Origin of the sequence: Amycolatopsis nigrescens CSC17Ta-90 (assembly GCF_000384315.1) — a bacterium.
Lineage (GTDB): Bacteria > Actinomycetota > Actinomycetes > Mycobacteriales > Pseudonocardiaceae > Amycolatopsis > Amycolatopsis nigrescens.
This window is the reverse complement of the sequence record NZ_ARVW01000001.1, coordinates 2,812,244-2,830,145: the sequence shown is the minus strand read 5'-3', so window position 1 is coordinate 2,830,145 and position 17,902 is coordinate 2,812,244. Positions and strand designations below refer to the sequence as shown.

Genomic DNA, 17,902 nt, shown 5'->3' with positions numbered 1-17,902 from the left:
CGGGGGTGCGTGTCAGTCCTGCCGGGTGTCCGACCACGCCGTCCACAGCGCGGCGTACCGGCCGCCGGCGGCGACCAGCTCGGCGTGGCTGCCGCTCTCCACCACCCGGCCGGCGTCCAGCACCACCACCCGGTCCGCGGTCGCGGCCTGGGTGAGCCGGTGCGCCACGACCAGCCCGGTCCGGCCGGCCAGCGCCGCCGAGGCCGCCCCTTCGAGCACCTTGGCCCCGGCGCTGCCGGCCTCGGCGGTGGCCTCGTCCAGGATCACCACCGGCGGGTCGGCCAGGATCAGCCTGGCCAGCGCGAGCTGCTGGGACTGGGTGACGGTCAGCCGGTGCCCGCCGTCACCGACCACAGTGGACAGTCCGTCGGGCAGCGCGGTGGCCCAGCCCAGCGCGCCGACCCGATCCAGCGCGCCGCGCAGCTCGTCCTCGGTGGCCTCCGGCGCGGCCAGCCGGAGGTCGTCGGCAAGCGGCCCGGCGAACACGTGCACCTCCTGGCTGATCAACGCCACCGTGCGCCTGGTCTCGGCCGGGCCCAGCTCGGCCAGCGGGACACCGCCGAGCGAAACCGAACCGTGCGAGGGACGGTGGATGCCGGCGATCAGCTTGGCCAGCGTGGTCTTGCCGGCCCCGCTCGCGCCGACCAGCGCGACCCGTTCCCCCGGCGCGATTTCCAGGTGCACGTCGTGCAGCACCTCGTGCCCGTCGACGTAGGCGTGTCCGACGCCGGCGACCTCGATCGACGAGCTCGCCGGCGTCGCCGGCCGCTCGGGTTCCGCTTCGACGGGCAGGTCCGAGACCCCGATCAGCCTGGTCAGGCTCGCATTTGCGGCCTGCGCGTCGTCCACCAGCGCCAGTGCGGCGTTGATCGGGTTGAACAGGCTGTGGAAGTACAGCGCCGCCGCGGTCGCCGTGCCGATCGTCACGCCACCGGAGCGGACCAGCAGGAAACCGGCCACCAGCACCGCGGACAACCCGATGTATTCGGCCAGGTTGAGCCGGGCGAAGAACCGGGTGACCAGCCGGATGCCGCGCAGCGCGAGGGTGACCGCCGCGTTCGAGCGATGGGTCACCCTGGCCACGTGGTCGTCCGCCAGCCGGAACGCCCGCACTGTCCTGGCGCCGCCCACGGTGTCCAGGAGTTGTTGCTGCTGCTCGCCGACGGCGACCCGCTGCGCGGCGTAGAGCGGAACCGCGCGTCGCAGGTACCAGCGCACGGTGTGCAGCTGGATGGGTGCGGCGAGCAGCGCGGCCAGCAGGAATCGCCAGTCCAGCACGGCCAGCCCGCCCAGGGTGAGCACAATGGTCAGCACCGAGCGGCCCAGTTCCGGCAGCGCCTCGCGGACCGCGCGGGCGATCACGGTGACGTCGCTGGTCACCCGCGAGGTGAGGTCACCGGATCCGGCCAGCTCGACCTGGCCCAGCGGCAGGGAAAGGGCGCGTGCCACGAACTTCTCCCGCAGCTCGGCGAGCATGCCTTCGCCGAGCCGTGCGGTCAGCGCGATGCCGCAGGCGGTGGCCGCGCCCTGCGCGATGGCCACCAGGACCAGCGCCACCACCGGGAAGGTGATCGCTTCGGCGAGCCTGCCGGAGGCGACCACGTCGACGATGCGGCCGAGCAGGGGAGCGGTGAGCAGGCCGATGCCGGTGGCCGCGAACAGGGTGGCGAACGCGCCTGCCGCGAGGGCGCGACGGGGGCGGAGCAGCTCGCCGAGTACCGCGCGGGTCCTGGCCCCGGAGGCGATCGGGAGCAGCGCGCGTTCCGGTGTGGTCGTCATGAGAGCACCGCCGCTCGGTAGGAAGCGTTGTCGTGCACCAGATCCGCGTGCTTGCCCTCGGCCGTGAGGTGGCCGCCGTCGAGCACCAGCACCCGGTCGGTTACCGCGAGCAGGGCCGGGCTGGTGGTCACCATGATGGTGGTGCGGTCGCGCCGCAGGTCCGCGATCTCGGCCGCGATCCGCGCCTCGGTGACGGTGTCCACCGCCGTGGTCGGATCGTGCACCAGCAGCACCGGCGGGTTCGCGGCCAGTGCCCTTGCCAGTGCGACCCGCTGCCGCTGGCCGCCGGAGAGCGACCGGCCGCGTTCGGTGAGCCGGGTTTCTTCGCCGTGCGGCAGGGTTTCGGCGACCTCGTCGGCGGTGGCGGCGGCCATCGCCCGGTGCACGTTCGAGCCGTTCGCGGCGGCGCTGACGTTCTCCAGCAGGGTGCCTTCGAACAGGTCGGCGTCGTGCGCGGCGACCAGTATCGCGCCCCTGACCACATTGGGGTCCACAGTGGACAGATTTACCCCGTCCAGCTCGACCGCGCCGGAGCCGGGGTCGGCCTCGCGGCCGAGGCAGGCCAGCAGATCGGTGGCGCCGGCGGGGTCGGTGGCCACCACGCCGACCAGTTCGCCCGGCGCCACCTCCAGCCGTACGTCGCGCAGGATCCCGTGGCTGACCCCGGAAAGTCGAACGCGGCCGAGGATCGACGACGGCAGCTCGCCGTCGCCGGGGCGCACCGCGGGCTCGGCGGCCAGCACGTCCGCGATCCGCGCCGCGGACGCCCGGCCCTGGGCCAGCTCACCGTTGGCGTAGGCGAAGATGTGGAACGGCCCGATCAGGAACTGGGCCAGCCCGACCGCGGCCACCAGGTCACCGACGCTGATCGCGCCGGAGGCCGCCAGCCTGCCGCCGACCAGCGCGACGATCGCGATGAACACCCCGGTCAGCGCCAGGATCGCGCCGTCGTGCCAGGACTGCGCGCGGGCCGAGCGCAGGGTCGCGGCCAGCGAGTCGCGGCTGGTGCGCCGGTACCGGGACACCGCCGCGGACTCCGCGCCGATGCCCTTGAGCACGCGCAGCCCGGACACCAGGTCGGCGGCGATACCGGAGGCGTGCGCGGCGCGTTCCTGCTCCACCCCGCTGCGCCGCTCCAGCGGCTTGCCGATCAGGTGCGCCAGGTACAGCAGCGGCGGCGTGCCCAGCAGCACCAGCAGGCCCAGCGGCACGGACATCCGGAGCAGCGCGATCGCGCTGACCAGCAGCCCGGTCAGCCCGGCGATGCCGAACGGCAGCACCCCGTTGACCCCGCCGACCCGCTTGGCGTCCCCGGTGGCGATGTTCACCAGCGCGCCGGGCAGGTGCCCGGTTTCCGCGCCGCCGCGGGCGTCCAGCACGCGTTCGCTGAGCCGCACGCGCAGCTCGTGCGCGGCGCGTTCGGCGGCGCGTTCGGCGGCCCGCGCGCCGAACCGATAGCTGAAGGACAACATGGCGAAGACCGCGGCCAGTACGATCAGCCAGCGCACCAGGTCGGCCGCCGAGCCGGTGGCCACCGCGCTGTCGATCACCAGGCCGATCACCACCGGCACCAGCGCCTCGCCGCCCTGGTGGCCGGCGGCCAGCACCGAGGCGAGTACGACCTGCCTCCGCTGGCCGGAGATGGCGCCGCGGAGGACACCACCCGCTCGCGGTGCTTCCGGATTCCCACCGCGCACGCTGCCACCTTCCGTCGGCCGTCCAGATAGGTAAGGCTAGTCTAAGAAAACTTCGGATTCGTGTGCGAGGAGGTCACCGGTGGCGGTCCGGACCACCGCGCCCAAGCTCGCCAGGGCGCAGTCGTTACGCGCGCTCGGCCTGCTGGCCGCGATCGCCGTGCTGGTACTGATCTGCCTGGTCAGCATCTGGATCGGGACCAGGGACATCCCGTTCAGCGCCACCTGGGACGTGCTGTGGCACAACGACGGCTCCAGCGACGCGATCATCATCCACGACCTCCGCATCCCGCGGGCGGTGCTCGGCCTGCTGGTCGGCGCGGCGCTCGGCCTGGCAGGCGCGCTGATGCAGGCGCTGACCCGCAACCCGCTCGCGGATCCCGGCCTGCTCGGGGTGACCATGGGCGCCTCCGCCGCGGTGGTCGTCGCGATCGGCTTCCTCGGCGTCGGCACCATCACCGGGTACGTCTGGTTCGCCTTCGCCGGCGCGGCCATCGCGTCCGTCGTGGTCTACGTGCTCGGCACCTCCGGGCGCAGCTCGGCCACCCCGGAACGGTTGGTGCTGGCCGGTGCCGCGATCACCGCGGTGCTGTTCGCCTTCATCCAGGCCGTGCTGCTGCTCGACCCGACCGCGTTCAACTCCTTCCGGTTCTGGAACGTGGGCTCGCTGGCCGGACGCAAGATCGACGTGGTGTACCAGGTGGCCCCGTTCATCCTGGTCGGCATCGTGCTGGCGCTGGCGCAGGCCCGTCCGCTGAACGCGCTCGCGCTGGGCGAGCAGGCCGGCAAGGCGCTCGGCGCGCGGGTCGGCATGACCAGGCTGCTCGGCGCGGTGGCGGTGACCCTGCTCTGCGGGGCGGCCACCGCCGCGGCCGGACCGCTGTCCTTCGTCGGGCTGGCCGTGCCGCATGTGGCCAGGCTGCTGGTCGGGCCGGACCAGCGGTGGGTGCTGCCCTACTCGATGGTGCTCGCGCCGATGCTGCTGATCGGCTCGGACGTGATCGGCCGGATGCTCAGCGACACCGAGGAACTGGAGGTCGGCATCGTCACCGCGTTCATCGGCGCGCCGGTGTTCATCCTGCTCTGCCGCCGCCGGAAGCTGGCCAGGCTGTGAGCGCCGTGAAGACTGTGAAGACGGAGCCCACTGGGTCCACTGGGCCCACTGGGACCCGGCAGCGGGTGCTGCGCACGCCGGGCGACCTGCTGTCGCTCCGGCTGACCGCCAGGATGCTCACGATCTGCCTCGCCCTGCTGGTCGCGGTGCTCGCCATCGGCACCGTCGCGATGACCACCGGCGACTACCAGCTTTCGGTGACCGAGGTGCTGCAGACCCTGGTCGGCAACGGCCCGCCCGGTGCCGACTTCGTGGTCACCACCCTGCGCCTGCCCAGGCTGCTGACCGGGTTGTTCGTCGGTGCCGCGCTCGCGGTCAGCGGCGCGATCATGCAGAGCGTTTCCGGCAACGCGCTGGGCAGTCCGGACATCATCGGCTTCACCTTCGGCTCCTCGACCGGCGCGCTGATCGTGATCGTGGTGCTCAACGGCAGCATGTTCGCGGTGGCCGGCGGCGCGCTGGCCGGCGGGATCGGCACCGCGATCGTGCTCTACCTGCTGGCCTACAAGAACGGGGTGCACGGGCTGCGGCTGATCCTGGTCGGCATCGGTGTCGGCGCGATGCTGGTGTCGGTCAACGGATATCTGCTCACCCGCGCTTCGCTGCAGGAGGCACTGGCCGCGCAGACCTGGCTGGTCGGCACGCTCAACGGGCGCGGCTGGGAGCACGCCGAGCCGGTCGGCATCGGGATCGCCGTCCTGCTGCCGATCGCGTTCTACTACGGCAGGCGGCTGGCCATGCTGGAACTCGGCGACGACAAGGCGAAAGCGCTCGGCGTGCCGGCGGAGCGGTCCAGGCTGGTGCTGATCGTGGTCAGCGTCATGCTGGTCTCCATCGCCACCGCGGCGGCCGGGCCGATCACCTTCCTGGCGCTGGCCGCGCCGCAGCTGGCGCGCCGGCTGACCAAGGCGGCCGGGCCGGCGCTGGTGGCCTCCGCGCTGATGGGCGCGTTCCTGCTGGTGCTCAGCGACTTCGTGGTGCAGCGGGCGTTCTCGCCGACGCAGCTGCCGGTCGGCATCGCGACCGGCGCGATCGGCGGCCTGTACCTCGCCTGGCTGCTCGCCCACGAGTGGCGCCGCGGCCGCGCCTGACCCGCCGTTCCAGGGACGGGTAGCGGGGGCGCGGGTGGTATGTTATGCATGAGTCATGCATGGTGAAGTGCTGGCGTTGACGTCGGCGGTGTGCTTCGGCACGTCGCACTTCCTCAGCGGGGTGTTTTCCCGGCGGGTGAACGGACTTACCGTCGCGTTGTACGCGCAGCTCGGCGGTACCGCGGTGAGCCTGCTCGTGCTGCCCTTCGCGACGGCCGCGCCGTTCAGCGCGGGGGCGTGGGCCTGGGCTGCACTGTCCGGGGTCGGTACCGCGGTCGGCGTGGGTTTTCTATTCCGTGCCATGGGAAACGGGCCGATGAGCGTGGTCGTGCCGCTGAGCGACGTCGGCGCGGTGGCGCTGCCGGTGCTGATCGGGCTGGCCTTTCTCGGTGAACGCCCGGCGCCGGTGGCATTGGCCGGGATCGTGCTCGCGTTGCCGGCGATTTGGCTTGTCTCCCAAGGGGCCAACAACACCGACGGCACCGGCAGCCGGGGCGGTATCGGCCACGCGCTGATCGCCGGTGTCGGGTTCGCCGCGCATTTCCTCGCCATCTCGCGGATTCCGGTCGAGGCGGGGTTGTGGCCGGTGGCGCTCAGCCGGATCGTGTCGGTGCTGGCCCTGTTGCCGATGGTGGCGGCGGGCCGGGCGCCGTGGCGGCTGCCGGGCCGGTCGCTCGGCGGGGTGCTCGCGGCCGGCGCCATCGGCACCGCGGCCACCCTGCTCTACCTGGCCGCGACGCACCGCCAGCTGATGTCGGTGGCCACCGTGCTGGCCGCGCTCTACCCGGCGATCCCGGTGGTGCTGGGGCTGGTGCTGCTGTCCGAGCGGGTCAACCGGCGGCAGGTCGCGGGGCTGCTCTTCGCCGGTGCCGCGATCGCCATGCTGGCGCTGAAATGAGCCCCGTGCTCACGAACCGAGGTAGCGCAGCACCGCGAGCACCCGGCGGCTGTAGCCGGTGGCGTGCTGCAGGCCGAGCTTGTCGAAGATGGCGTTGACGTGCTTTTCCACCGCGCTCTGGGAAACGTAGAGCGCGGCCGCGATGCTCGCGTTGGTGTGGCCTTCGGCCATCTTCTCCAGCACGTCCCGTTCACGCGTGGTCAGCTTCGCCAGCGGGTCGCTGTGCGTGGTGCGGGCCAGCAGCCGGCGGACCACCTCCGGGTCGAAGGCCGCGCCGCCGGCGCCGACCCGTTCCAGTGCGTCCAGAAACTCGCCGACCTGGACCACCCTGTCCTTGAGCAGGTAGCCGACGCGGCCGCCGTCGCCGGTGATCAGCTCGGTCGCGTAGCGCTTCTCCACGTACTGCGAAAGCACCAGCACGCCAACGTCGGGCCAGCGGGTGCGGATCTCCAGCGCCGCGCGCAGGCCCTCGTCGGTGTGCGACGGCGGCATCCGGACGTCGGTGACCACCACGTCCGGCCGGTGCGCCTCCGTCGCGGCGAGCAGCGCCGCGGCGTCGCCCACCGCGGCGAGCACCTCGTGCCCCTCCTCGGCCAGCAGCCGGATCAGCCCTTCCCGGAGCAGGGTGGAGTCCTCGGCGAGAATCACCCGCACGGCAGCTCCGCGGTGATCGTGGTCGGCCCGCCGGCCGGACTGTCCACTGTGAACCGGCCGTCCGCCGCGGCGACCCGCCGCGCCAGCCCGGACAGCCCGCTGCCGGAGGCGTCGGCGCCGCCGGCGCCGTCGTCGATGATCCGCACGGTGATGATGGTCCCGCTCTGCCGCACCTCGATCTCGACCAGGGTGGCGCCGGCGTGCTTGATCGCGTTGGTGACGGCCTCGGAGACCACGAAGTAGGCCACCGTCTCGACCGCGATGTCCGCGCGGCGCGCCAGCTCGTAGCGGAACCGGACCGGCAGGCTGGACCGTTCGGCCAGAGCCTCCAGCGCGGTGTGCAGCCCGGCCTCGTGCAGGGCGATCGGGTACACCCGCCAGGTGACCTCCCGCAGGTCGTTCAGGGCCAGCTGGGACTCCAGATGCGCCTGGCGCAGCAGCTCGTCCGCGTGCTCCTGCTCCTTGGCCCGCCGGGCGCGGCCGAGCAGCATGCCGAGCGCGACCAGCCGCTGCTGCACCCCGTCGTGCAGGTCGCGCTCGATCCGGCGGCGCTCCTCGTTCACCACCTCGACCACCTCGGCCCTGCTGGTGGCCAGCTCGGTGACCCGGCGGCGCAGCAGTTCCTGCCCGCCGGGGTTGAGCAGCCGGACGGCCAGCTTCCGGTCCAGCCCGACCACCCCGATGAAGCCCTGGAGCGTGACGAAGATCAGCAGCCCGCCGAACAGGGCCAGCGTGATCGGGTCGTACCAGCTGGCCTCCCCCTGCCCGCCGCCCATGTGTCGCCCGTTGATCACCTGCCAGCCCATGATCAGGCCGGTGACCGCGCCCGCCGCGATCAGCACCAGCACGCCGATGCCGAGCCAGCCGATCAGCCAGCGCACCGCCAGGTACTGCCAGGCCCGGCGGCCGGGGTAGTCGTCCGGGGTCTCGACGTCGAGGTACTTCGCCAGCCTGCGGCGCTCGAACTCGGCGATCAGCCTGGCCTTGGCGAAGATCGCACGGCGGGCCGGCGGCACCGCCAGCACGGGCCCGGTGACGAGGACGAAGGCGAGTTCGGCGAACGCGGTGAGGCCGCCGATGGTCAGCCCGGCAGTGGTGCGCACCGCTTTGCGCAGGGCGCGGCTGACGTAGGGCGGCATACGGGCAGGTTAGCCGGGGTGGTCCGGAGTGGTACTGCGGTTTTCCACAGGTGCCGGGTGTGGTGCACATCAGACATATGGGACAGCTCACCCCATGGTCCGGAACCCGGCCGATTTCTAGGTTCGTTGTCATGGACGACGACCAGGGAAGGCCGTGATGATCACACAACTCACCGACACCGCCACCGAGCCGATGGGCGGGCTGGCCGGCTGGGCGGTGTCACTGATGGACACCCTCGGTGGTCCGGGAGCGGCGGTGATCGTCGGCCTGGACAACCTGTTCCCGCCGATCCCCAGTGAGCTGGTGCTGCCGCTGGCCGGTTTCTCCGCGAGCCAGGGCACCTTCAGCCTTGTCGGCGCGCTGGTCTGGACCACGGTCGGCTCGGTGCTCGGCGCGATCATCGTCTACCTGCTGGGCAGGCTGCTCGGCCGGGACCGGACCAGGGCGCTGATGACGAAGATCCCGCTGGTCAAGGCCTCGGACTTCGACAAGACCGAAGCCTGGTTCGCGAAGCACGGCACCAAGGCGGTGTTCTTCGGCCGGATGGTGCCGATCTTCCGCAGCCTCATCTCGCTGCCGGCCGGGATCGAGCGGATGCCGTTCTGGAAGTTCCTGTCGCTGACCACGCTGGGCAGCCTGATCTGGAACACCTTGTTCGTGGTGGCCGGCTACCTGCTCGGCGAGAACTGGCACGTGGTGGACGAGTACGCCGGCTTCTTCCAGTACGCGGTGATCGGCCTGGTCGCGGTCGCGGTGGTGGCCTTCGTGGTGGTCCGCCTCCGCGAGCGCTCCCGCCCGCCACGGGACGACCAGGACGACCCGGACCGCACCCAAGTCATCCCCCGCACCCGCTGAAACCCGCTGAAGTCCGTGAAGGTGCCCTTGCCTACTTTGAAGGTAGGCAAGGGCACCTTCACGGACATAGGGGGTTAACTGCGGAAGGGGCCGGTCACCTCGTAGGTGATGCCGCCGCTGGACGAGCCGGAAGTGCCGCGCTGGGACGAGAAGTACAACCGGTTACCGGCCGGGGTGAACGCCGGGCCGCAGATCTCCGAGCCGCTCTGCCCGGTGATCCGCAGGAACGGCGCGACGATGTCGTCCGGGGTGATGATGCAGATCTCCATGTTGCCGCCGTCCTCGGCGACGAACAGGTCGCCGGAGACGGTCCCGGTGACGTTGTCCACCCCGGTCAGCGGCGCACTGCCGGGGCTGACCAGCGAGTCGTCGTAGGCCAGCTCGTAGGTGCTGTTGGCCAGGTTCAGCTGCCAGACCCGGTTGTCGCCCTTGGTGGTGAACCAGGCCGTGTCGTTCGCGTAGTGCAGCCCCTCGCCGCCGTTGAACCGCTTCGCGCCGGACACCTGGTTGCGGGTCGCGGTCGGTGAGCCGTCCGGGTCGCCGACGGTGCCCCAGGTGAACGAGCCGGAGGTGGCCGATCCCGCCTTGAGCGCCTGCAGGCTGCCGCTGGAGAGGTCGCCCCAGGTGTTCGGGACGAACCGGTAGAAGCAGCCGTCGGAGACGTCCTCGGTCAGGTAGATGGCCTTGCGCACCGGGTCCGCGGCCGCGGCCTCGTGCTTGAACCTGCCCATCGCCGGCCGCTGCACGGCGGCGGACGCCGGGCCGTGCGGGTCGGTCTCGTACACGAAACCGAGGTCGACTTCCTCGCAGGAGAGCCATTTGTTCCACGGCATCGCGCCGCCGGCGCAGTTCTGCCTGGTGCCGCCCAGGATCCGGTAGGCGCCGGTGATGTTGCCGCTGGAGTCGAACTTGAGCGCGCTGGCGCCGCCGCCGGGGGTGACCTCGGAGTTCGACACGTAGATCCAGCCGCTGCCGTCCGCGAACACCGCGCCGCCGTCCGGCGCGTTGTGCCAGGTGTACCCGGCCACCTGCTGGCCGGATCTGGCTACCACCCTGCTGGTGAACCCGTTCGGTAGCTGCACCCCGTTGGCGTCCGCCGGCTGGAGCGGGCCGTAGGGGCTGGGTCCGTTCTGCGCCGGTGCCGCCAGCGCCGAGGGGGTGAGGGTGTTGCCGAACGCGGTGACGCCCGCGCCGAGCACTGCTGCGCGAAGGAAGTTCCGCCTGTCCACTGCTGCCTCCGTTACGACCGGTGGTGGGAACGGCTCGGAGGGTACGGCGGCAGAACCGCGCGGGACCGGCGCGGAGATGAACTTCCGACGAAGGTCGGTACGGCAAAAAGTCGCCTACTCGCCGTATACCTAGGGCAAATAGCCGGCTTTTTGCCCCGTGTACCCAAGGGCAAAAAGCCGGCTATTTGCGGTCAGGCGGCCTGGGGGACCGCGGCGGCGGCCGGCTCCAGCGCGATCGCCAGCACCTCGCGGACGTTCGCCACCGGGTGCACCTCGAGCTGGGACAGCACTTCGGCCGGCACGTCGTCCAGGTCCGGCTCGTTGCGCTGCGGGATCACCACGGTGGTCATCCCGGCCCGGTGCGCGGCGAGCAGTTTCTGCTTCACCCCGCCGATCGGCAGTACCCGCCCGGTCAGCGAGACCTCACCGGTCATCGCCACGTCCGACCGGACCAGCCTGCCGGACAGCAGCGACGCCAACGCGGTGGTCATGGTGACCCCGGCGGACGGGCCGTCCTTCGGCACCGCGCCGGCCGGCACGTGCACGTGGATGCCGCGTTCCTTGAGGTCGCCGACCGGCAGTTCCAGCTCGGCTCCCCGGGACCGCAGGTAGGACAACGCGATCTGCGCCGACTCCTTCATCACGTCACCGAGCTGCCCGGTCAGCGTCAGCCCGGTCGGGCCGGACTCCGCGTCGGCCAGCGACGCCTCGATGTAGAGCACGTCACCGCCGGCGCCGGTCACCGCCAGCCCCGTTGCCACCCCGGGAATCGCGGTGCGCTGGCTGCCTTCGGGCAGCGAGGACTCCGGCACGTGCCGCGGCCGTCCCAGGTAGCCCTCCAGATCGCCGGCGTCCACCGTGACCGGCAGCTCCAGCTCGTCCAGCGCGACCTTGGTGGCCACCTTGCGCAGCACCTTCGCGATGGTCCGGTTCGCGTCGCGCACTCCCGCCTCGCGGGTGTACTCGGCGGCGATCCGGCTCAGCGCCGGGTCGGTGAACCGCACGTCCTGGTCGCCGAGGCCGGCCCGTTCCAGCTCGCGGGGGAGCAGGTGGTCGCGGCCGATGGTCACCTTCTCGTGCTCGGTGTAGCCGTCCAGGGTGACCAGCTCCATCCGGTCCAGCAGCGGCCCCGGGATGGTCTCCAGCGCGTTCGCGGTGGCCAGGAACACCACGTCCGAGAGGTCCAGCTCGACCTCCAGGTAGTGGTCGCGGAAGGTGTGGTTCTGCTCCGGGTCCAGCACCTCGAGCAGCGCCGCGGTCGGGTCGCCCCGGTAATCCGCGCCCACCTTGTCCACCTCGTCCAGCAGTACCACCGGGTTCATCGAGCCGGCTTCTCTAATCGCCCGCACGATCCGGCCCGGCATGGCGCCCACGTAGGTGCGCCGGTGCCCGCGGATCTCGGCCTCGTCGCGGATGCCGCCCAGTGCGACCCGGACGAACTCGCGATCCATCGCCTTGGCCACCGACTCACCGAGCGACGTCTTGCCGACGCCCGGCGGGCCGACCAGCGCCAGCACCGCCCCGGAACGCCGTCCGCCGACCTGGCCCTTGCCCGATTCGGCGCGACGGGCCCGCACCGCCAGGTACTCGATGATCCGTTCCTTGACGTCGTCGAGCCCGGCGTGGTCGGTGTCCAGCACCTCGCGGGCACCGGCGATGTCGTGCACGTCGGTGGTCCGCGTCTGCCACGGCATCTCCAGCACGGTGTCCAGCCAGGTGCGGATCCAGCCGCCCTCCGGCGACTGCTCGGAGGTCCGCTCCAGTTTGTCCACTTCGGACAGTGCGGCCTTGCGGACGTGCTCGGGCAGCTCGGCCGCCTCGACGCGGGCGCGGTAGTCCGCCTCCTCGCCGCCGCTGCCGTCCAGCTCACCCAGCTCCTTGCGGATCGCCTCCAGCTGGCGCCGCAGCAGGAACTCCTTCTGCTGCTTCTCCATGCCTTCCGCGACGTCCTTGCGGATGGTGTCGCTGACCTCCAGCTCGGCCAGGTGCTCCCGGCTCCACTCGAGGGCCTTCTCCAGCCTGCTCGCCACGTCCAGCGCACGCAGCAGCTCGAGCTTCTGCTCGACGCTGAGGTACGGCGCGTTGCCGGCAAGGTCGGCGACCGCGGACGGGTCCTCCACCTGCTGCACCGCGTCGATCATCTGCCAGCCGCCGCGCTGCTGCAGCACCGAGATGACCACCGACTTGTACTCACCGGCCAGCGTCTCGGCGCGTTCGTCGCTGATCTCGGCGGCTTCAGTGGCCTCGACCCAGCGTGCCGCTCCCGGCCCTTCGCCGGTGCCGCCGACGGTGGCGCGGCGGGTGCCGCGCAGCAGCACGGCGGACTTCCCGCCGGGAATCCGGCCGATTCGCTCGATGGTCGCTACGGTGCCGAGCTCGGCGTACTCGCCGTGCACCCGCGGCACGATCAGCACCTCAGCCTTGCTCTGCGCGGCCGAGCGGATGCCGGGGAAGGCGGCCCCGCCCGGCGCCTTGGCCTGTGCGGACTCGACCGCCGCCCGCACCTCGGGCTCGGCCAGTTCGAGGGGGACGACCATGCCGGGCAGCACGACGTCTTCATCTATGGGCAGTACCGGCAGGAGCCGTGTTTCGCTCATCGGAGTGCTCCTCACGAGGTTGAGTCTGTCTAGCTCAACTTCGCCGGGAGCGAGTTTGTTTCCGCAGGTTGTTCGCCGATAGCGAGCGCCACTCCGGGAACAAAACAGGACTAAAGTCAGTCCCGCTTGGGCTGCTGGGACACTCCGCACCAGAAGTACGGGCGCGCCTCCAGCTGCCGGTCGGTGGGCTTGCGGTTGGGCCGCCAGTCCAGCGGGTGCACCAGCCCCGGTTCGAGCAGCGGCCAGTCCCCGAACCACGGCTCGATCTCCTCGCGGGTGCGGAGCCAGGCCGGGTTGCTGGTGTTCTTGTAGGTCTCGGCGAACCGCCGCAGCTGCGCGGCCCCCTCTTCGGGTGCCGCGTCGAGGGCCACGTGCGACAAGGCAAGCCAGCTGCCGGGAGCGAGCCGTTCGCGGTAATCCGCCAGCAGCTCGGACGGTCGGTCGTCGTCGCCGATGAAGTGCATCACCGCGATGACCAGCAGGCAGACCGGCTGGTCGAAGTCGATCAGCCGGCGGGTGGTGGGGTTGGCGAAGATCGCGGCCGGCTCGCGCAGGTCGGCCTGCACCAGCCCGGCCCAGTCGGTGGCGCCGTCCCGTTCCAGGATCACCGTGGAATGCGCCGCGGCCACCGGCTCGTAGTCCACGTAGACCACCGTGGCCCGCTCGTCCGGCGGCAGCTTCTCGCGGATGATCTCGTGCACGTTGCCGACCGTGGGCACGCCGGAGCCGACGTCCAGGAACTGGCGGATCCCGGCGTCCAGCGCGGCGTTGACCACCCGGTTCATGAACTCGCGGTTCTGCCTGGCCACCTGCTTGATCTGGGGCCAGAGCCGCTCGCCCTGCCGGCCGAACTCGCGGTCCACCGCCCAGTTCTGGTTGCCGCCCAGATACCAGTCGTACATCCGCGCGGCGGACGGCTTTTCGGTGTCGACCCCGGCCGGTGCGCTCGGCGCGGTGTCTTCGTTCTCGGTCAATCCGGCTCCCGGGAAGTGGTGCTCGCCTGTTCGTGCCAGCCCTTTGTAGCGCATTCCTACCTGGCGGCGGGCCGCCGATACCAGTAAGTCCACAGTGGACGGTAGCCCTGCGCGTACCAGAACGGGGTCGAGCGCGGGTTGGCCAGCGCGTGGTGCAGCAGCACGACCTCGGCGCCGGCCTCGTCGAACACCTGGTGCGCGTGTGCAGCCAGCGCGGTACCGACACCGGAGGAGCGGGCCGCTTCGGCCACGTGCAGGGCGCTCAGGTAGCCGACCCGTTCCGCCCGCACCGAATCCCGGATCCAGGTCGTCTCCGCGGGCAGCTGCACCTGCAGCATGCCCAGCGGCTGCCCGTACAGCTCGGCGATCCACAGCGACGGCTCGGCGCGGGCGAGCAGTTCGGTCAGCTCCGCGGCGATCGTCTCCTCGGCGCCGGGCCGCAGCGTGATCAGGCCGAACTGGGCGTCGTAGCGCTGAAGTTCGAGCTGCAGGCGGACGGCGGTGCCGAGGTCCTCGTGCGCGGCGGGCCGGATGGTCACCCCGGGCGTCGCCGGCGGCCCGGCCGCGGCCAGCCGGTCGGCCGGGCGCACCGCGGTCACCCGGACGGGCGCGAAACCGTGCCGCAGCAACTCCGCCGAGCCCGCCGAGTCACGGCTCGGCCGGACCAGCACGGCCGCGGTGTCCCAGTCCCCTGGCGGCGCGGCCGCTGCCAGCTCGGGTTCCCACCGGTCCAGCAGCGCGCCCAGTGCGGCACCGGGATCGGGGCCGGCCAGCCGGACATCGAGCCGGTATTCCACCAGCGCCCGCCACAATGCGTCACGGGAGTCGGCGGCGACTTCGGTGCGCGTGACGCAGCCGATGCCGGTGGACTCACCGGCGGCCGCGGTGAGCTTGCCGGTTCGTTCGGTCAGGGTTTCCGGTGCGGGCAGCAGGGGATCGACGGTCCCCAGCCGGGTGGCGTGCCCGTCGTCGATCACATCCACGTTCATAACGTGCTATTCAAGCCCTTTCCGGCGTTCCGGTCACCCCCGGTATCCGGCTACCCGGCGCTACCAAGGCGAACGCGAATCTCCCTCTTGTTTCACCCGGTCGTCCGCCCAGGTCAGCACCGTTGTTGTGGTGTTAACCCTGAGCTGATCTCATATCGGCCGGAAAGGGCCCGAAGTACGCCCTCCGGGGTACAGTGATGCCCTCGTTCGCAGGCGGGAGGGAGGTTGCATGCCGGACGCAGGTGGCAGGCCTGGCGGTCCCGTTCCGGCGGCAGCCAACGGATCGGTAATGGCGCCGGGCGCGACGACGGCCGGGGCTTCCGGTGAGGCGAGGGCCGACGAACGCCGGTTCAGGATCTACACGCTCGCCGTGCTCACCTTCGGCATCATCACCGCCTCCGCGGTCTCCTGGTGGCTGCCGTTCGAAGGATCGGCGAACCTCTGGTGGATCGGCCCGATCCTGGTGCTCTCCTTCCTGCTGGCCGAACAGCTCGGCATCAACGTGGACGTTCGCAGCGGGATCTCGTGGACCATCTCGTTCACCGAAATCCCGCTGGTGATCGGTTTCTTCGTCGCGCCCTTCGAAGTGGTGCTGGCCGCGCACCTGATCGCCGGGATCAGCACCCTGCTGGCGCGCAAGGTCTCCGGCCGGGTGCTCTACAACGCCGGCGCCTTCCTGCTGGAGATCACCAGCGCGTTCGCGGTGGCCGGGCTGGTCACGCACATCGTCGGCGGCGAAGGCATTCCGTGGCTCGCCGCGCTGGCCGGCACCCTGACCGCGCCGCTGACCAGCACCTTGCTCGCGCTCGCCGCGGTCCGCGTGCTGCGCCGCCGGATGCGGATCGGCACCGCGCTGCGGCTGACCGGCCGGATCCTGGTGGTCGGTTTCGTGAACGCCTCGGTCGGGCTGAGCGGCTACCTGGTGATCGCCGGCACCCCGGAGGCGTGGCCGCTGGTGGTGGCCGTGTTCCTCGGCCTCACCGCGCTCTACTGGGCGTACTCGGACCTGCTGCGCGAACAGCGGGACATGGAGGCGCTCTCCGACGTCAGCCTGATGGTGGCCAGGTCCGGCCAGCAGGCCGCGGCCCGCCCTGCCAGCCGCGCGGACGACCTGGTCGGCGGCGTGGACATCAGCGAGTGGGCCACCATCGCCGAGCGGATCAAGGATCAGCTCGCTGCCGGCCGGGTGGTGCTCCGGCTGCGGCTGGACCCGACCGAGGCGATGCGCCCGGTGGTTGCCGGCGACCCGCTGCCCTCCTGCGAGCCACCCGCCGACGACCCGCTGCTGCGCCTGCCCGGCGCGCACGTCCGGCACTTCCGGATCACCGAGGCCAATCCCGACGTCCGGGCCGCGCTGCTCGACCGCGGCGCGCAGGAGGCGTTGGTCGTGCCGTTGCGCAGCGCCAACCAGCTCCTCGGCGTGGTGGAGGCGCACGACCGGCTGTCCAGGTGGCGCGGGTTCGGCAAGTACGACGTGCAGCTGCTCGGCACCATGGCCAGCCACCTGGCCACGTCGCTGGACAACCGGCGACTGCTGGCCACCCTGCGCCACGACGCCTACCACGATCCGCTGACCGGGCTGCTGAACCGGCCCGGCTTCCGGCAGGTCGCCCGCGAACCGGTGCGCGAGCTGCGCAACATGGTGGTGCTGCGGGTGGACCTGGACGTGTTCTCCACGGTCAGCGACGCACTCGGCTACGCGTGGGCGGACCGGATGGTGCTCGCCGCGGGGCGGCGGATCCGGGATGCGCTCGGCTCCGACGTGCCGCTGGCCAGGCTGGAGGGCGCGTCCTTCGCCGCGCTGCTGGACTGCGATCCCGACCTCGCGCACGAGCGGGCGGAACGGCTGCGGGTGCAGCTCTCCGCGCCCTATCCGGTGGACCGGCTCACCGTGGAGGCCAACGCGATGGTCGGCTACGCGTCGCCCGCCGTCGAAGAGACCGGCGAGCTGCTGGACGTCGACTCCCTGCTGCAGCGGGCCGACGTCGCGGTGCGGGCCACTCGCGGCGGCGAAGAGGTCCGCGGCTACGTGCCCAGCATGGGCCAGATCTTCATGCGCCGCTTCCAGCTGGTCACCCAGTTCCGGCAGGCGGTGGAAGAGGGCCAGGTCAGCGTGCACTACCAGCCGAAGGTGTCGCTGCCGAACCGGCACGTGCTCGGGGTGGAGGCGCTGGTCCGCTGGCAGCACCCGGAGTTCGGCAGGCTCGACCCGGACGAGTTCGTGCCGGCGGTGGAGGCGGCCGGCCTGATCGGCGTGCTCACCGGGTTCGTACTGGAGCAGTCGCTGATCCGGACCAGGAAGTGGCTGGACGAGGGGCTGCGGATCGGCGCGGCGGTGAACCTGTCCGTGCGGAACCTGGCCGACCTGGACTTCCCGAACAAGGTGGTGCGGGCGCTGGACAAGTTCGGCGTGCCGCCGGAGCTGCTCACCTTCGAGCTCACCGAGTCCGGGGTGATGGCCGACCCGCAGAAGGCGCTGCCGATCCTGCGCGAGCTGCACGCGCTCGGCATCGTGCTGGCGGTGGACGACTTCGGCACCGGGTACTCGTCACTGGCCTACCTGCGCCAGCTCCCGGTGGACCAGGTGAAGATCGACAAGAGCTTCGTGCTCGGCATGGGCACCGCGCTCGGCGACCTCGCCGTGGTGCGGTCCATCGTGGAGCTCGGCCACTCGCTCGGGCTGACCGTGGTCGCCGAAGGTGTCGAGGAGGACGTGGCCAGGGACCAGCTCGAGGCGATGGGCTGCGACGTGGCGCAGGGCTACCTGATCTCCCGGCCGCTGCCGGAGGATCGCCTCGAGGCATGGCTCCAGGCCCGCACCGCCCGTTCGCCCGGCCGGCACGCCGAGACCGTGCTCACCCTGCTGACCTGAGGTTTTCCTGTTGAAG

General features: G+C 71.6%; 13 protein-coding genes. 5 read left to right on the top strand and 8 right to left on the bottom strand.

Features of this window, described 5'->3' with window-relative positions; translation table 11 throughout:
• Window positions 1–12 precede the first annotated feature (12 nt).
• The gene (locus tag AMYNI_RS0113155; protein ID WP_020668480.1) at window positions 13–1,779 is read right to left on the bottom strand and encodes an ABC transporter ATP-binding protein; all 1,767 of its coding nucleotides are present in this window, start codon (window positions 1,777–1,779) and stop codon (window positions 13–15) included.
• The gene (locus AMYNI_RS0113150; RefSeq protein WP_020668479.1) at window positions 1,776–3,476 is read right to left on the bottom strand and encodes an ABC transporter ATP-binding protein; all 1,701 of its coding nucleotides are present in this window, start codon (window positions 3,474–3,476) and stop codon (window positions 1,776–1,778) included. Before AMYNI_RS0113150 ends, AMYNI_RS0113155 begins: the two co-directional genes overlap by 4 nt.
• 79 nt (window positions 3,477–3,555) lie before the next feature.
• On the opposite strand from AMYNI_RS0113150, the gene AMYNI_RS0113145 reads away from it, so the two are divergent.
• The 3 genes from AMYNI_RS0113145 to AMYNI_RS0113135 are packed head-to-tail and all read left to right on the top strand — an operon-like array spanning window position 3,556 to window position 6,576.
• Complete coding sequence (locus AMYNI_RS0113145; RefSeq protein WP_020668478.1) at window positions 3,556–4,587, top strand: FecCD family ABC transporter permease; 1,032 nt, start codon at window positions 3,556–3,558, stop codon at window positions 4,585–4,587.
• Window positions 4,588–4,592: 5 nt separating this feature from the next.
• A complete protein-coding gene (locus AMYNI_RS0113140; protein ID WP_245573922.1) occupies window positions 4,593–5,678 on the top strand; it encodes a FecCD family ABC transporter permease in 1,086 nt (361 codons plus the stop codon).
• A 55-nt stretch (window positions 5,679–5,733) separates the two neighbouring features.
• On the top strand, window positions 5,734–6,576 hold the full coding sequence (locus tag AMYNI_RS0113135) for a DMT family transporter (protein WP_020668476.1): 843 nt from the start codon (window positions 5,734–5,736) through the stop codon (window positions 6,574–6,576).
• 9 nt (window positions 6,577–6,585) lie between these two features.
• Here AMYNI_RS0113135 and AMYNI_RS0113130 read toward each other — a convergent pair whose 3' ends face one another.
• Together AMYNI_RS0113130 and AMYNI_RS0113125 are read right to left on the bottom strand one after the other, a co-directional pair.
• Window positions 6,586–7,230, bottom strand: coding sequence for a response regulator (locus AMYNI_RS0113130; RefSeq protein ID WP_020668475.1), 645 nt, complete (start codon window positions 7,228–7,230; stop codon window positions 6,586–6,588).
• The gene (locus AMYNI_RS0113125) at window positions 7,221–8,369 is read right to left on the bottom strand and encodes a sensor histidine kinase (protein WP_020668474.1); all 1,149 of its coding nucleotides are present in this window, start codon (window positions 8,367–8,369) and stop codon (window positions 7,221–7,223) included. The genes AMYNI_RS0113130 and AMYNI_RS0113125 overlap by 10 nt, the downstream gene beginning before the upstream one ends.
• Window positions 8,370–8,526: 157 nt before the next feature.
• On the opposite strand from AMYNI_RS0113125, the gene AMYNI_RS0113120 reads away from it, so the two are divergent.
• The gene (locus tag AMYNI_RS0113120) at window positions 8,527–9,225 is read left to right on the top strand and encodes a DedA family protein (RefSeq protein ID WP_020668473.1); all 699 of its coding nucleotides are present in this window, start codon (window positions 8,527–8,529) and stop codon (window positions 9,223–9,225) included.
• Between the two features lie 74 nt (window positions 9,226–9,299).
• Here the strand turns inward: AMYNI_RS0113120 and AMYNI_RS0113115 are convergent, their stop codons facing one another.
• From AMYNI_RS0113115 to AMYNI_RS0113100, 4 genes are all read right to left on the bottom strand, one after another.
• Window positions 9,300–10,454, bottom strand: coding sequence for an alkaline phosphatase PhoX (locus AMYNI_RS0113115; RefSeq protein WP_026360401.1), 1,155 nt, complete (start codon window positions 10,452–10,454; stop codon window positions 9,300–9,302).
• Between the two features lie 191 nt (window positions 10,455–10,645).
• Window positions 10,646–13,051, bottom strand: coding sequence for an endopeptidase La (lon, locus tag AMYNI_RS0113110; RefSeq protein ID WP_020668471.1), 2,406 nt, complete (start codon window positions 13,049–13,051; stop codon window positions 10,646–10,648).
• 116 nt (window positions 13,052–13,167) lie between these two features.
• Window positions 13,168–14,025, bottom strand: coding sequence for an SAM-dependent methyltransferase (locus AMYNI_RS0113105; protein ID WP_020668470.1), 858 nt, complete (start codon window positions 14,023–14,025; stop codon window positions 13,168–13,170).
• Window positions 14,026–14,081: 56 nt separating this feature from the next.
• Window positions 14,082–15,014, bottom strand: coding sequence for a GNAT family N-acetyltransferase (locus AMYNI_RS0113100; protein WP_020668469.1), 933 nt, complete (start codon window positions 15,012–15,014; stop codon window positions 14,082–14,084).
• A 229-nt stretch (window positions 15,015–15,243) separates the two neighbouring features.
• On the opposite strand from AMYNI_RS0113100, the gene AMYNI_RS0113095 reads away from it, so the two are divergent.
• Complete coding sequence (locus AMYNI_RS0113095) at window positions 15,244–17,886, top strand: putative bifunctional diguanylate cyclase/phosphodiesterase (protein ID WP_026360400.1); 2,643 nt, start codon at window positions 15,244–15,246, stop codon at window positions 17,884–17,886.
• Window positions 17,887–17,902: the final 16 nt, after the last annotated feature.

Coding starts and splice junctions, on each gene's coding strand:
- AMYNI_RS0113100 (WP_020668469.1), bottom strand. CDS start 15,014: ATGAACGTGGATGTGATCGACGACGGGCACGCCACCCGGCTGGGGACC.
- AMYNI_RS0113155 (WP_020668480.1), bottom strand. CDS start 1,779: ATGACGACCACACCGGAACGCGCGCTGCTCCCGATCGCCTCCGGGGCC.
- AMYNI_RS0113095 (WP_026360400.1), top strand. CDS start 15,244: ATGCCGGACGCAGGTGGCAGGCCTGGCGGTCCCGTTCCGGCGGCAGCC.
- AMYNI_RS0113120 (WP_020668473.1), top strand. CDS start 8,527: ATGATCACACAACTCACCGACACCGCCACCGAGCCGATGGGCGGGCTG.
- AMYNI_RS0113135 (WP_020668476.1), top strand. CDS start 5,734: ATGCATGGTGAAGTGCTGGCGTTGACGTCGGCGGTGTGCTTCGGCACG.
- AMYNI_RS0113125 (WP_020668474.1), bottom strand. CDS start 8,369: ATGCCGCCCTACGTCAGCCGCGCCCTGCGCAAAGCGGTGCGCACCACT.
- lon (WP_020668471.1), bottom strand. CDS start 13,051: ATGAGCGAAACACGGCTCCTGCCGGTACTGCCCATAGATGAAGACGTC.